Here is a 13,909-nt window from a genome sequence, read left to right on the forward strand (position 1 = left end):
TAAAGCCTGGTGGTGCCATACTATCGGGCTTTTTAATATTCTAATCAAAACTAATTATTATGAAAAAAATTACATTTATTTTCACAGTAGTTCTTTGCTGTATCATGAGTATTTCATGGTCACAAAATAGAGCAGCAGATTGGTCTAAAATATCTCAAAAAACAGATATAAAAGACATCAGTTTTAATCAAGATAAAATGCCAACTGCATTTAACTTATATACTGTAAACATTCAATCTATTAAAAACAAAATTTATAACGCACCTATTCAAGGACAGTTTTTTGGAAAGTCCTCTCATATTATTAATGTTCCTAACGCAGATGGAGAAGTAGAAAACTATCGTGTTTTAGATACCGAAATTTTACATCCAAGTTTAGCAACTCAACTTCCAAACATAAAAAGTTATGTTGGTCGCTCTATAGAAAATCCAGGAACTTTTATTCGTTTTAGTGTTTCTCAAGCTGGCTTTCATGGTCAAATTTTTGAGCCAGGAAAATCGACATATTTTATTGACCCTTACACTCAAGACAAGTCTATATATATAACATACAAGCGTGATGATTTGGTGAATACTTCAGGAGATGTTTTTTCTTGTGAAACAGATAATACTATGTATAAAAAAGCCATGCAAACTCCTCCAAAAGAAGTTTTTAGAGCTACAGACGACAGTAAAGTAAGGCGTTACGAATTAGCAATGTCTTGTACTGGTGAGTATGGTGCATTATTTATTGGAAGTGCAACTACAGATTTTGATAAAAAATCTAATATCATGGCGCAAATGGTAATTACCATGACGCGTGTTAATGGTATTTATGAAAAGGAAATGGGAATTACATATCAATTTGTACCTAACAATTTTGATATCATGTATTATGATGCCGCAACAGATCCATGGGATGGTGAATACAACGACAAAACACAGGAAGTAATTGATGGAGATGCTGCTGGTTTCCCAGGTATTGGTGATGCTAATTATGATATTGGGCACAATTTTAATACAGATGGTGGAGGAAATGCTGGCTGTATAGGTTGTATTTGTAATTCTGGAAATAAAGGAAGTGGAATGACAGGTAGATCAAATCCAACAGGAGATTCTTTTGATGTTGATTATGTTGCGCATGAAATTGGTCACCAAATGGGTGGTTACCATACACATAATGGTACTACAACATGCTTAAAAAGTGGTAACAATACAGAAGTAGAACCTGGTAGTGGTTCTACAATTATGGGTTATGCTGGAATATGTACTGGCCAAAATGTACAAGATAATTCTGACGATTATTTTAATTATGTAAACATTAGAGACATAAGCGCAAACATTCAAGGTGGTGTTAGTTCTACTTGTTTTGATGAAATAATAGTAACAAACTTACCTCCAGCAGCAAATGCCGGAGCCAATTTTACTATACCTATTGGAACAGCATTTGAACTTACAGGAACTGGTTCAGATCCAGATACAGCTACTAATGGAGATGTAATTACATACACTTGGGAACAAAATGATAATGAAGATATGCAATCTCCTCTACAACCAGCTCCTACAGCAACTGCCGGTCCAATGTTTAGATCTAGAAGAGGAACAACTGCGCCTAACAGGTACTTTCCTCAATTAAGTGATGTTTTAGGAAATAATCTTATGCCAACTTGGGAAGTAATTCCTCAAGTACAACGTGCTTTCGAGTTTGCTTTAACAGTAAGAGATAACGTTATTTATGGAGGACAAACAGCAGATGATTTAATGACTGTTAATACAGACATGACTTCTGGACCTTTTGTAGTATCTAGTCAAAATTCAAATACTACTTGGATTCAAGGTACTACAGAAACCATTACTTGGGATGTAGCTAATACAACAAACATACTTACAGTAAATGCTCAATTAGTAAACATTACTTTCTCAGCATTAGGAGATTTTACAGATACTGTAATATTAGCCAATAGTGTATTAAATAATGGAACTGCAGATATAACTGTTCCTCCAACCACTACAACTACTGGTCGTTTAATGGTAAAAGCTGCAGATAATATTTTCTTAGATGTTAATGATGCAATAATTACTATTGAAGAAGTAACTACACCTACGTTCTTTTTAACAGCTTTAGATATTACTAAAATAGAATGTAATAATACAAATTCTACATCTTATGGTTTTGAATATACACCATCTACAGGATTTTTAGAAACTGTTATGTTTACAGCAACTGGCCTACCAACAGGAGCTAATGCAGCTTTTTCTCCTGCTACTGCTAATAATACACAAGAAACGATTACTATGACTGTTACTGGTTATTCTGGTGCAACTGCCCAAGATTATACAATAGTTGCAGATGGTACATCTACAACTATTACTAGAAATCAAAATGTTAATTTAACTTTGAAACCTAGTGCATATCCAACACCCACTCTTAGTAGTCCTGCAGATTCCAGTACTAATCAATCTACTTATCCAAATTATACATGGAGCGAAGATACTAGTGGTACTTCTGAAGTCTATGATATTGAAATAGCTAGCAACTCAGGCTTTAGTACTATTATTGAAACTGGCTCTACAACTAGTAACTCGTATACACAATCTACAGCTCTAAGTGAAGCTACTACTTACTATTGGAGAGTAAGACCTAAAAGCAATTGTGCTGAAGGTACATTTACATCAGGATATAGTTTTATAACTGGTTCGACTGAGTGTTTAACTGCGAATAGTACAGCACCAACACCAATTGTTTCTACACAAACTTTAAATAGTACGATAACTATTGGAAATGACATTCCTTTATCAGACATTAATATTAGTGTAAACATTACGCATCCTTTTATTGGAGATGTTGTTTTAGAATTAATTAGTCCTCAAGGTACTTCTGTAGCTTTGATAGCAACGCAATGTGAAGGAAACCCAGACATGATTGCAACTTTTGATGATGCAGGCTCTGCTTCTATTACTTGTTCTACAACTAGTCCTGCTATTTCTGGAACCTTACAACCTGTGCAACCTCTTTCTGCTTTTAATGGAGAAAGTAGTTTTGGTGATTGGAAATTAAATGTTACAGATACAGGTATTGGTGATGATGGTGTTTTAAATTCCTGGAGTATAACCTATTGTGGTGTTCAAACCTCTACATTAGGTGTTACTGAATTTGATAGTAACTTAATAAAAATGTATCCTAATCCAGCATCAACAGAATTGACTATCAATTTTAGTTCAATCAATGAATTAGATGTTACATTATTCGATTTATTAGGAAGACAAGTGTTATCAAAAAACTTGGTAAAAAATGACAATAGAATTAACGTTTCAAATTTAGCATCAGGAACTTACATTGTTCAAATGTTAGTAGCTGGTAAAAATAAAGTTATAAAGAAGTTGATTATAGATTGAGAGACTCTATAATTGATAGTGAGAAAAATGCGTCGCAATTGTGACGCATTTTTTGTTTTTATACTAATCTCTAATCAATGGCATAGTACTACATCTAAGTAAACCTTCTTGTTTAGAAATTTCAGCATAAGGCACTTCTTCTACCGTAAAACCATTGTCGCGTAGCCAAGTATTTAATCTTGTAAAGTTTTTTTCAGAAATAATAACATCTTCAGAAATTGAAAATATATTACTATTCATGTTATACATTTCCTCTTTAGAGATAATGAAACAATTTTCTTTTCCGAAGTAATTTAAAAGCCATTCATATTCTTCTTCTTCAAGAAATCCTTCTTTGTGTAAAATCGCTTTATTTGTTCCAATAGGTTGAAAACAACAGTCTAAATGCAAAGCGTTATCTCTTGGATTGGTTTGCGATTTTCTTAAATTAAAAGACTTTACCTTTTTATTAGGAAAGGTTTTTTCTAGAAATTCTACACCTTGTACATTTGTACGCGCAACAATACAATCGGAATATTCGTCTTCTCTATATGTACCAACAAAAATATAATCATTCCAAGGCATAACGTCACCACCTTCTATATGTACTTCTTCTGGTGGACGAATAACCTTCTCTGCACTTACTTGATCTATTATGTATTGAATAGCATCTAGCTCATTCTCGCGATCTGGCAATATATTTGCCTTTACAAAGACGTCATCTATAACAAAAGCTATATCTCTAGCAAAAATTTGATTGCAATCTTCTATTAATTCTGGTCTATAAACTTTAACGTCGTACTTCTTAAAAATAGTAGCGACTGCTTCCATTTCTTTAACCATATCAGCTTCTACAGGATAGGTTCCTGCTTTAATATGTACCGCAGATTTTGGATCGTAAGCTTCACCCAAACTAGGTGTTGGACCATTACTTTTTGCTGTACCTAAAACAACTGCTCTAAGGCGTGATGTTTCATTTTTAACATTGAGTTTTAACATGATGAGAGTATATAAAAAAGCTCCATAATTTCTTATGAAGCTTTGTCTAAAATTTATTAAATATTATCTTTTTTCAACAGACTTAAAGGCTCTAAGGTTTTCACCAATATAAATTTGCCTTGGACGTCCAATTGGTTCTTTACGCGCTCGCATTTCTTTCCATTGTGCAATCCAACCTGGTAAACGACCTAAAGCGAACATTACAGTAAACATTTCTACCGGAATATCCATTGCTCTGTAAATAATACCTGAGTAGAAATCTACATTAGGATAAAGCTTACGTTTTACAAAATACTCATCGCTTAATGCCTCAGAAGCTAAACCTTTTGCAATATCAAGTACAGGATCTTCAACACCTAAATCTGCTAATACCTCGTCTGCTGCAACCTTAATAATTTTTGCACGAGGATCGAAGTTTTTATAAACTCTATGTCCAAAGCCCATTAAACGGAAAGGATCTTCTTTATCTTTAGCCTTAGCCATAAACTTTTTTGTATCTCCTCCATCTTCTTTAATAGCTTCTAACATTTCTAATACTGCTTGGTTTGCACCACCATGTAGTGGTCCCCAAAGTGCAGAAATACCTGAAGATATAGATGCAAATAAACCAGTATGTGCAGAACCTACTATTCTTACAGTAGAAGTAGAACAGTTTTGCTCGTGATCTGCATGTAGAATTAACAATTTATCTAGTGCATTTACTAAAATTTCATTTTGCTTGTATTCTTCATTTGGTTTAGAGAACATCATTTTTAAAATGTTTTCTACATAACCTAAAGAACTGTCTCCATAATTTAATGGCAATCCTTTTTTCTTACGCATAGTCCAAGCGACTAATACTGGAAATTTACCCATTATTTTACAAACAGTCTTGTACATTTCTTCATCAGAATCTACATCTACAGAAGAAGGATTAAAAGCTGTTAATGCGCTTGTTAAAGACGACAACACTCCCATTGGGTGGGCTGACTTAGGAAAAGCATCTATTATTTTTTTAATATCATCGTCTACTACAGATTGTTCTTTAATATCTGCATTAAATTTATCTAATTGCTCTTGAGTTGGTAACTCTCCAAAAATTAACAAGTAAGCTACTTCTAAAAAATCTGCCTTCTCTGCTAACTCTTCAATAGAATACCCTCTATATCTTAAGATTCCTTCTTCTCCATTTAGAAAAGTGATAGCGCTTTCACACGCTCCTGTATTTTTATATCCAGGATCTAAAGTTGTTACACCACCTGTTACAGCTCTTAGTGTTTTAATATCTATTGCAACTTCATTTTCTGTTCCTACTATTAAAGGAAACTCATGCTTTTTTCCGTCGATTTCTAACGTAGCAGTTTTTGACATATTTTTATTGAATTTTTACTTGTTTATGCGGAATGCTAATTTACGAAATAAGTAGCGATTTTTAAAACTTCTTTACAATGATTTAACAATTAAGATATTGATAAAAGTTATGGAATAAAAAAAGCCTTTCAGAGTGTAACTGAAAGGCTTTAAATTATAATTGTATAATAGAGAGGCTTATCCTATTTTAAAAGCCTTCATTTTAGGGTAGTATGCTACTTCTCCTAATTCTTCTTCAATACGTAATAACTGATTGTATTTTGCCATACGATCACTACGTGAAGCAGAACCTGTTTTTATTTGTCCGCAATTTAATGCTACAGCTAAATCTGCAATAGTGTTATCTTCTGTTTCACCAGATCTATGAGACATTACTGAAGTATAACCAGCATTATGAGCCATATTTACTGCTGCAATAGTTTCGGTTAAAGTTCCAATTTGGTTTACTTTAATTAAAATAGAGTTAGCAATATCGTTTTTTATTCCTTTAGATAAACGCTCTACATTAGTAACATATAAATCGTCACCAACTAATTGTACTTTATCACCAATTTGCTCTGTTAAGTATTTCCAACCGTCCCAATCGTTTTCGTCCATACCATCTTCGATAGAGATAATTGGATAGTTACGAGACAATTCAGCTAAATAATCTGCTTGTTCTTTACTTGATCTTATTTTTCCAGTTTCACCTTCAAATTTAGTGTAATCGTATTTTCCATCAACATAAAATTCTGCTGCTGCACAATCTAAAGCAATCATAACATCGTCTCCTAATGTATAACCTGCGTTATCAACTGCCTTTTTAATTGTATCAAGAGCATCTTCTGTTCCTCCTTCTAAATTTGGAGCAAATCCACCTTCATCTCCAACTGCTGTACTTAAGCCTCTATCGTGTAATACCTTTTTTAGATTATGAAAAATTTCTGTTCCCATTTGTAATGCATGAGAAAAACTCTCCGCTTTTACTGGCATAACCATAAATTCTTGAAATGCAATTGGTGCGTCACTATGTGAACCTCCATTAATAATATTCATCATTGGTACTGGTAAAGTATTAGCACTTACACCTCCAACATAACGATATAATGGCATCCCTAACTCTGCTGCTGCTGCTTTAGCTACTGCTAAAGAAACACCTAAAATAGCGTTTGCACCTAACTTAGCTTTGTTGGGTGTTCCATCTATTTCGCACATTAAAGTATCTATATAGTTTTGCTCGAATACATTTACACCTAAAAGTTCTTCAGCTAAAATAGTATTTACATTTTCTACAGCCTTAGTAACACCTTTACCCATAAATTTATCACCACCATCACGCAACTCTACTGCTTCGTGTTCTCCTGTTGATGCCCCAGATGGTACAGCAGCTCTTCCTACAAAACCATTTTCAGTTTCTACATCTACTTCTACCGTTGGATTTCCTCTTGAATCAAAAATTTGTCTTGCGTGAACATTGATAATTATACTCATAATTGGTCTTTTAAATTTTGTTTAACCTTTAAATTTACGGTTTAATTTTGTGTCGTATATAGTATTTATATTAGAATTGAATAAAAAATTATCTACAACGTTTTAGTAAAATAAAATAAGCAACAGAAAATACATTCTATTGCTTATTTGATATTACTTATTTTTTATATTATTTATAAACTCGTCAAATAAGTAAGACGAGTCGTGTGGTCCAGGACTTGCTTCTGGATGATATTGAACAGAGAAAACATTTTTAGATTTCATTTTTATTCCTGCAACAGTATTGTCATTTAAATGTACATGTGTGATTTCTACATCTTCATGAGCTTCTGTCTCTTCTCTATTAATAGCAAAACCATGGTTTTGAGAAGTAATTTCTCCTTTACCTGTTACCAAGTTTTTTACAGGATGATTAATTCCTCTGTGACCATTATGCATTTTATAAGTAGAAATACCATTAGCTAATGCTATTACTTGATGTCCTAAACAGATTCCAAACAATGGCAAATTTCTTTTTATAATTTCTTTTGCTAGATCTTGAGCTTCTATTAATGGTTCTGGATCTCCAGGTCCATTTGATAAAAAATAACCGTCTGGCTTGAAAGCTTCTAAAGCTTCAAACTTAGAATTATAAGGAAAGACTTTTATATAAGCATCTCTTTTTGCTAAGTTTCTTAAGATATTCTTTTTAATACCTATATCTAAAGCTGCTATTTTAACTGAAGCATTTTCATCTCCAACAAAATAAGGTTCTTTAGTCGATACTTTTGATGCTAGCTCTAAACCATTCATGTTTGGCGTATCTGCCAATTGTTTTTTAAGCGCGTCGATATTTTCAATATCTGTAGAAATAACAGCATTCATTGCTCCATTATCACGAATGTATGCTACAAGTGCTCTTGTATCTACATCTGAAATTGCTAATAAATTATTTTGATTAAGAAAATCCTCTAATGAACCATCTGCTGCTTCCCGAGAAAAATTATAACTAAAATTTTTACAAATTAACCCTGCAATTTTAACAGAATCAGATTCTACCTCTTCATTATTAACACCATAGTTTCCAATATGCGCATTGGTAGTAACCATTAATTGACCGTAATAAGAAGGGTCTGTGAAGATTTCCTGATAACCTGTCATTCCTGTATTAAAACAGACTTCTCCAAATGCACTTCCTTCTTTTCCAACTGCCTTACCATGGAAAATGGTTCCATCTGCTAATAATATTAATGCTTTTTTTAATTTTTGGTATTTCATAAATGTAGTCGTTATGTCAAAAAGTTTAGCAAAATTGCATAAAAAAAAGGATAAACTAAAATAGTTTATCCTTTTTATATTAAATGCTTATTAACATTACAGAGAATTGTAACGTTTAATAATTTTTATTACATCTTCTTCTTTCTTATATGATAGTTTTTCAGATTTAACAAACTTTGTTATTTCATTCTTTTTATCATTCAAAATTGAAAGTATATTACTTTTCTTTAAGTTTATTTCTATTGCAGTTTTATTGTTTTTAGTTATAAAATAGATGTTTGAAATTTTCAACCTATTCATAGTCATCATCTTTTTGGTCATTGGATTAACTTTTCCTTTGATTACTTTTCCTATGTAGCCTTTTAAAAATGAAACTTTCTCTCCATTTTCTAAAGTAAAAAGATAACGACTTCCTGAATTGTCAATTAAATATTTTTTTGCAATTGTATTATTAAAATCAACATAATTTATAACAGCATCATTATAGATGAATATAGAATCTTTATTAATTTTTGTAACAATCCTATCTGAGTAAGCATCGTAATTTACGTTAGGCAACTTAAAAGAATCACCTGACATCGTTTTTAATATAGCTGTTCTATCATCCTTAAAAACTAAAGTAGTCCCATTAAAATCAGAACTGTTTAATGATTTAAAATTTCCATTATTAGATTTTTCTAGTAAATTTTGAAACCTAGTACTTTCATCGGATATATCAACAAAGTTTTGAGAAAAACTAATGCTAATACTAAATAGTGTTAAAAAAAGAACATTAAAGTTAATGTTTTTCATGTTTTCTTTATTTAATATTACATCATCAATAACTGTACCTTAAACACAAAAAAAAGGATAAACTAATATAGTTTATCCTTTTTTTCTGTTTAACATTTATTAAAATTATAAAGAATTATAATATTTAAAAACTTTAGAAACATCTTCATCCTCATTAATATTTAGCTTATTTTCCTTTATAAAGCTTTTTACTTCGCTTTTGTTACTGGCCATAATTTTTAATATCGCAGACTTCTTAAGCTTAACCTCAGTCATTACTCCTTCACTTTCAGTAAAATAAGTAGGAGAAAGAATAATCTTATCCCTTCCCATCTTTTGTTGAGTCATCGGGTTTATTCTAGTAGTTTTTATAGTTGTATTATAATACTTATACAATGACACTTTAGGACCTTGTTGTATCAACTCAACCATACTATTGGCTCCTTTATTTGTGTTTTTCTTAACAAACAGTTTTTGTCCAATTCTAAATTTACTTAAGTCAGCAGAATTAAAGGCGAAAATTTTACCATTTTTATCATCTATATCGTTTTCTATTAGAGCTTCTAACCGATTAGATTTAACATTAAAATTACAATTAGGTAAATCATAGCCTTTTCCCTTAATATCAAACACTTCTGCCTTATATATCCAATTTTCAAAAAGATAAAAAGTACCTTCATAATTATTAGATTTAGTAGATTGAATCCACATACCGCTTCTACTGTTAATATTCTGTATATCACTGGCATTATTTCCACCACCATCTGGTATTATAGTAGAAGAACTAGTTTGAGAAAAAGAAAGACTTGCACTTAACATAAGTGCCATAAAAAATAATTTTTTCATAAAATATTGGTTAAAGATTTATAGTAATTACACAAATATAGTGTCGTTATTTTGATTTTCAAACAAAAAAAAAGGATAAACTAAACTAGCTTATCCTTTTTTTTTATAATAGTTTTAATTTCTATTCCTCTTCATCGTTAGATGCTTTAGTCTCAACTGGTGCAGCTGTTGCTTTACCACCTCGACGGCTTCTACGTGTAGTTTTCTTAGCTTTATTGTCTGCGTTGTAGATTTCATTATAATCTACTAACTCAATCATAGCCATATCAGCGTTATCACCTAAACGGTTTCCTAACTTGATAATTCTTGTATAACCACCAGGACGATCACCAATTTTTGCTGCTACATCTCTAAACAATTCTGTAACGGCTTCTTTTTGACGTAATTTAGAAAAAACTAGACGACGATTATGTGTCGTATCATTTTTTGCTTTAGTAATCATTGGCTCAACAAAACCTCTTAAAGCTTTTGCTTTAGCTACTGTAGTATTAATACGCTTATGCTCTATTAAAGAAGAAGCCATGTTTGCTAACATTGCTTTTCTGTGAGCCGTTTGACGACCTAAATGGTTTACTTTTTTTCCGTGTCTCATGACATTTGTTTTATCATCTTGCTACCAAACTCTTATTCGAGGAGCAAAATATGATTAATTATTTATTGTGTTGATTAAGTTTTAGAGTGTAATATTCAGTCGAATATTACACTCTAAAATTCTTTAATCTTTATCTAATTTGTATTTTGATAAGTCCATTCCGAAATTTAAACCTTTTACATTTACAAGCTCTTCAAGCTCAGTTAAAGATTTCTTACCGAAGTTACGGAACTTCATTAAGTCATTTTTATTAAAAGATACTAAGTCTCCTAGAGTATCTACTTCTGCAGCCTTTAAACAGTTAAGCGCACGTACAGATAAATCCATATCTACTAACTTAGTTTTAAGTAACTGTCTCATGTGAAGAGATTCTTCATCATAAGTTTCCGTTTGAGCGATTTCATCAGCTTCTAAAGTGATACGCTCATCAGAGAATAACATGAAGTGGTGAATTAACGTTTTTGCTGCTTCAGTTAAAGCATCTTGAGGTGTAATAGAACCATCTGATTGGATTTCGAAAACTAATTTTTCGTAATCTGTCTTTTGCTCTACACGGTAATTCTCAATGCTATACTTAACATTTTTTATTGGTGTGTATATTGAATCAGTAAAAATTGTTCCTATTGGTGCTGAAGCTTTCTTATTTTCTTCTGCAGGAACATAACCTCTTCCTTTTTCAATTGTAATTTCCATTGTAATACTTACTTTAGGATCTAAATTACAAATAACTAAATCTGAATTTAAAACTTGAAATCCTGAAATAAATTTTTGAAAATCACCTGCTGTAATTTTATCTTGACCTGAAATAGAAATAGAAACAGATTCGTTATCTACATCTTCTATTTGACGTTTAAAACGCATTTGTTTTAAGTTCAAAATAATTTCTGTTACATCTTCTACGACTCCAGCAATTGCTGAAAATTCGTGATCAACTCCTTCTATTCTAATAGATGTAATTGCAAATCCTTCTAAAGAAGATAATAAAACTCTTCTAAGAGCATTACCTACTGTTAATCCGTAACCTGGTTCTAGTGGTCTGAATTCGAATTTACCTTCGAAATCAGTAGAATCAATCATGATTACTTTATCAGGCTTCTGAAAATTAAATACTGCCATATTTTCTTCGTTTTAATTGTTATTTAGTTGCGCGGTTAATAAGTTTGAAGAACACTAAAAACCCTTTGGCCAAATACCAATATGATTAATTATTATTTAGAGTATAATTCTACTATGAATTGCTCATTAATATTTTCTGGAATTTGAATTCTAGCAGGAATAGAAACAAAAGTTCCTTCCTTTGTTGCTGTATTCCATGTAATCCATTCGTAAACATTACTTGAGTTTGATAACGATCTTTCGATAGTTTCAAGAGATTTAGACTTTTCTCTAACAGCTACAACATCACCAGCTTTTAATTGGTAAGATGGTACATTTACCAACTCTCCATTTACTGTAATATGTCTGTGAGATACTAGTTGTCTTCCTGCACTTCTTGTTGGTGCAACTCCCATTCTAAAAACTACGTTATCTAATCTAGATTCACATAATTGTAACAAAACTTCACCTGTAATCCCTGGAGATGCAGTTGCTTTTTTGAACATGTTTCTAAATTGCTTTTCTAATACACCATAAGTGTATTTAGCTTTTTGCTTCTCCATTAATTGGATTGCATATTCAGATTTTTTACCACGACGACGTGCATTTCCGTGTTGTCCTGGTGGGTAATTTCTTTTTTCGAAAGCTTTATCGTCTCCGAAGATAGCTTCGCCAAATTTACGAGCTATTTTAGTTTTAGGACCAGTATATCTTGCCATTTTAAATTGTTTTATGAGAGTGCTTGGTGAATTAAGGTCTTAATCTTATCCTTCGACTAGCGTTGATCTCTCGTTGATACTTGTTAATAATATTTTCAGTTTGCAAATTTACACAAAAAATTAATATCAACTATATTAAATAGCTGATATTAATTTATTTTGCATTTTGCATAACATTATTAAAATAATGCTATTATACTCTTCTACGTTTTGGAGGACGACATCCATTATGTGGCAATGGAGTAACATCAATAATTTCTGTTACTTCAATACCTGCATTATGAATAGAACGAATAGCAGATTCTCTACCATTTCCTGGACCCTTTACGTAAACTTTAACTTTCTTTAAGCCAGCTTCTTTAGCTACACCTGATGCATCTTCTGCACAAAGTTGAGCCGCATAAGGTGTGTTCTTTTTAGAACCTCTAAACCCCATTTTTCCTGCAGATGACCATGATATCACGTCACCTTTTTTGTTTGTTAATGAGATAATAATGTTGTTAAAAGATGCTGTTATGTGTGCTTCTCCAACAGATTCAACTATAACTTTACGTTTTTTAGCCGATTTTGCATTTGTCTTTGCCATATTTCTATAGTTCTAAGTAGTTAGTTGATAGTCGCTAGAATCCTAAACCTAAATAATTTCAAACAGATTCTTTCCAACGTCTAAACACTAAAGACCAAATTTCTAATTATTATTTAGTTGCCTTTTTCTTGTTCGCAACAGTTTTCCTTCTACCTTTTCTGGTTCTAGAGTTATTTTTAGTACGTTGACCTCTTAAAGGTAAACCAGCTCTATGACGTATACCTCTGTAACACCCAATATCCATTAATCGCTTAATGTTTAATTGTGTTTCAGAACGTAATTCGCCTTCAATTGTAAATGTTCCAACGGCATCACGAATGGCTGCTATTTGATCATCGTCCCAATCTTGAACTTTAATACTTTCGTCTACTTTAGCTGATGCTAAAATTTCTTGTGATCTGCTTCTACCTACTCCGTAGATATAAGTTAATGAGATCACTCCTCTTTTGTTTTTTGGTATATCTACACCTGCAATTCTAGCCATAATTATCCTTGTCTTTGTTTGAATCTAGGATTCTTTTTGTTAATGACATAAAGTCTACCTTTTCTACGCACGATTTTACAATCTACGCTTCTCTTTTTAACTGATGCTCTTACTTTCATCGTAATTAGTATCTATAAGTTATGCGAGCCTTAGTTAAATCATAAGGGCTCATTTCTAATTTTACTTTATCACCAGGTAACAACTTAATATAATGCATACGCATTTTACCCGATATGTGTGCTGTCACAATGTGACCGTTTTCTAATTCTACACGAAACATCGCATTTGATAATGCTTCAATGATTGTTCCGTCTTGTTCTATTGCTGCTTGTTTTGCCATATATATTCTTTTTAGTAATCTATATGCAATTACCTTGCCTAGATTTC

The 13,909-nt window shown here is 31.9% G+C and carries 14 protein-coding genes; 1 reads left to right on the forward strand and 13 read right to left on the reverse strand.

Annotated features, from left to right (window positions below; genetic code table 11):
- Nucleotides 1-59: 59 nt before the first annotated feature.
- Nucleotides 60-3,374 (forward strand): zinc-dependent metalloprotease family protein, encoded by a 3,315-nt coding sequence (locus CW733_RS09240; protein WP_100996926.1) that lies wholly within the window; start codon nucleotides 60-62, stop codon nucleotides 3,372-3,374.
- A 63-nt stretch (nucleotides 3,375-3,437) separates the two neighbouring features.
- Here the strand turns inward: CW733_RS09240 and CW733_RS09245 are convergent, their stop codons facing one another.
- From CW733_RS09245 to infA, 13 genes are all read right to left on the reverse strand, one after another.
- Entirely contained in the window at nucleotides 3,438-4,352 is a 915-nt protein-coding gene (locus CW733_RS09245) for a dimethylarginine dimethylaminohydrolase family protein (protein WP_100996927.1), read from the reverse strand.
- Between the two features lie 63 nt (nucleotides 4,353-4,415).
- On the reverse strand, nucleotides 4,416-5,702 hold the full coding sequence (locus CW733_RS09250) for a citrate synthase (protein WP_100996928.1): 1,287 nt from the start codon (nucleotides 5,700-5,702) through the stop codon (nucleotides 4,416-4,418).
- 177 nt (nucleotides 5,703-5,879) lie between these two features.
- Complete coding sequence (gene eno, locus CW733_RS09255; protein WP_100996929.1) at nucleotides 5,880-7,172, reverse strand: phosphopyruvate hydratase; 1,293 nt, start codon at nucleotides 7,170-7,172, stop codon at nucleotides 5,880-5,882.
- Nucleotides 7,173-7,325: 153 nt separating this feature from the next.
- On the reverse strand, nucleotides 7,326-8,429 hold the full coding sequence (gene carA, locus CW733_RS09260; RefSeq protein ID WP_100996930.1) for a glutamine-hydrolyzing carbamoyl-phosphate synthase small subunit: 1,104 nt from the start codon (nucleotides 8,427-8,429) through the stop codon (nucleotides 7,326-7,328).
- A gap of 96 nt (nucleotides 8,430-8,525) precedes the next feature.
- The gene (locus CW733_RS09265) at nucleotides 8,526-9,221 is read right to left on the reverse strand and encodes a hypothetical protein (RefSeq protein WP_100996931.1); all 696 of its coding nucleotides are present in this window, start codon (nucleotides 9,219-9,221) and stop codon (nucleotides 8,526-8,528) included.
- A gap of 105 nt (nucleotides 9,222-9,326) precedes the next feature.
- Nucleotides 9,327-10,046 carry a hypothetical protein gene (locus tag CW733_RS09270; RefSeq protein WP_100996932.1) on the reverse strand — a complete coding sequence of 240 codons (720 nt, stop codon included), beginning with the start codon at nucleotides 10,044-10,046 and terminating at the stop codon, nucleotides 9,327-9,329.
- A gap of 121 nt (nucleotides 10,047-10,167) precedes the next feature.
- A complete protein-coding gene (gene rplQ, locus CW733_RS09275; protein ID WP_100996933.1) occupies nucleotides 10,168-10,638 on the reverse strand; it encodes a 50S ribosomal protein L17 in 471 nt (156 codons plus the stop codon).
- A gap of 123 nt (nucleotides 10,639-10,761) precedes the next feature.
- The gene (locus CW733_RS09280; RefSeq protein ID WP_100996934.1) at nucleotides 10,762-11,754 is read right to left on the reverse strand and encodes a DNA-directed RNA polymerase subunit alpha; all 993 of its coding nucleotides are present in this window, start codon (nucleotides 11,752-11,754) and stop codon (nucleotides 10,762-10,764) included.
- A gap of 92 nt (nucleotides 11,755-11,846) precedes the next feature.
- Entirely contained in the window at nucleotides 11,847-12,452 is a 606-nt protein-coding gene (gene rpsD, locus CW733_RS09285; protein WP_100996935.1) for a 30S ribosomal protein S4, read from the reverse strand.
- A gap of 193 nt (nucleotides 12,453-12,645) precedes the next feature.
- The gene (gene rpsK / locus CW733_RS09290) at nucleotides 12,646-13,038 is read right to left on the reverse strand and encodes a 30S ribosomal protein S11 (RefSeq protein WP_034061869.1); all 393 of its coding nucleotides are present in this window, start codon (nucleotides 13,036-13,038) and stop codon (nucleotides 12,646-12,648) included.
- A gap of 109 nt (nucleotides 13,039-13,147) precedes the next feature.
- A complete protein-coding gene (gene rpsM / locus CW733_RS09295) occupies nucleotides 13,148-13,522 on the reverse strand; it encodes a 30S ribosomal protein S13 (RefSeq protein ID WP_034061873.1) in 375 nt (124 codons plus the stop codon).
- 2 nt (nucleotides 13,523-13,524) lie between these two features.
- A complete protein-coding gene (gene ykgO / locus CW733_RS09300; protein WP_076732133.1) occupies nucleotides 13,525-13,641 on the reverse strand; it encodes a type B 50S ribosomal protein L36 in 117 nt (38 codons plus the stop codon).
- Nucleotides 13,642-13,646: 5 nt separating this feature from the next.
- Nucleotides 13,647-13,862 (reverse strand): translation initiation factor IF-1, encoded by a 216-nt coding sequence (infA, locus tag CW733_RS09305; protein WP_007094967.1) that lies wholly within the window; start codon nucleotides 13,860-13,862, stop codon nucleotides 13,647-13,649.
- Between the last annotated feature and the right edge of the window lie 47 nt (nucleotides 13,863-13,909).

Source organism: Lacinutrix sp. Bg11-31, assembly GCF_002831665.1.
Taxonomy (GTDB): domain Bacteria; phylum Bacteroidota; class Bacteroidia; order Flavobacteriales; family Flavobacteriaceae; genus Lacinutrix.

Bases quoted from the DNA above. Each gene is read 5' to 3' on its own strand.
- CW733_RS09240 (WP_100996926.1), top strand. From the start codon at position 60: ATGAAAAAAATTACATTTATTTTCACAGTAGTTCTTTGCTGTATCATG.
- CW733_RS09245 (WP_100996927.1), bottom strand. From the start codon at position 4,352: ATGTTAAAACTCAATGTTAAAAATGAAACATCACGCCTTAGAGCAGTT.
- CW733_RS09250 (WP_100996928.1), bottom strand. From the start codon at position 5,702: ATGTCAAAAACTGCTACGTTAGAAATCGACGGAAAAAAGCATGAGTTT.
- eno (WP_100996929.1), bottom strand. From the start codon at position 7,172: ATGAGTATAATTATCAATGTTCACGCAAGACAAATTTTTGATTCAAGA.
- carA (WP_100996930.1), bottom strand. From the start codon at position 8,429: ATGAAATACCAAAAATTAAAAAAAGCATTAATATTATTAGCAGATGGA.
- CW733_RS09265 (WP_100996931.1), bottom strand. From the start codon at position 9,221: ATGAAAAACATTAACTTTAATGTTCTTTTTTTAACACTATTTAGTATT.
- CW733_RS09270 (WP_100996932.1), bottom strand. From the start codon at position 10,046: ATGAAAAAATTATTTTTTATGGCACTTATGTTAAGTGCAAGTCTTTCT.
- rplQ (WP_100996933.1), bottom strand. From the start codon at position 10,638: ATGAGACACGGAAAAAAAGTAAACCATTTAGGTCGTCAAACGGCTCAC.
- CW733_RS09280 (WP_100996934.1), bottom strand. From the start codon at position 11,754: ATGGCAGTATTTAATTTTCAGAAGCCTGATAAAGTAATCATGATTGAT.
- rpsD (WP_100996935.1), bottom strand. From the start codon at position 12,452: ATGGCAAGATATACTGGTCCTAAAACTAAAATAGCTCGTAAATTTGGC.
- rpsK (WP_034061869.1), bottom strand. From the start codon at position 13,038: ATGGCAAAGACAAATGCAAAATCGGCTAAAAAACGTAAAGTTATAGTT.
- rpsM (WP_034061873.1), bottom strand. From the start codon at position 13,522: ATGGCTAGAATTGCAGGTGTAGATATACCAAAAAACAAAAGAGGAGTG.
- ykgO (WP_076732133.1), bottom strand. From the start codon at position 13,641: ATGAAAGTAAGAGCATCAGTTAAAAAGAGAAGCGTAGATTGTAAAATC.
- infA (WP_007094967.1), bottom strand. From the start codon at position 13,862: ATGGCAAAACAAGCAGCAATAGAACAAGACGGAACAATCATTGAAGCA.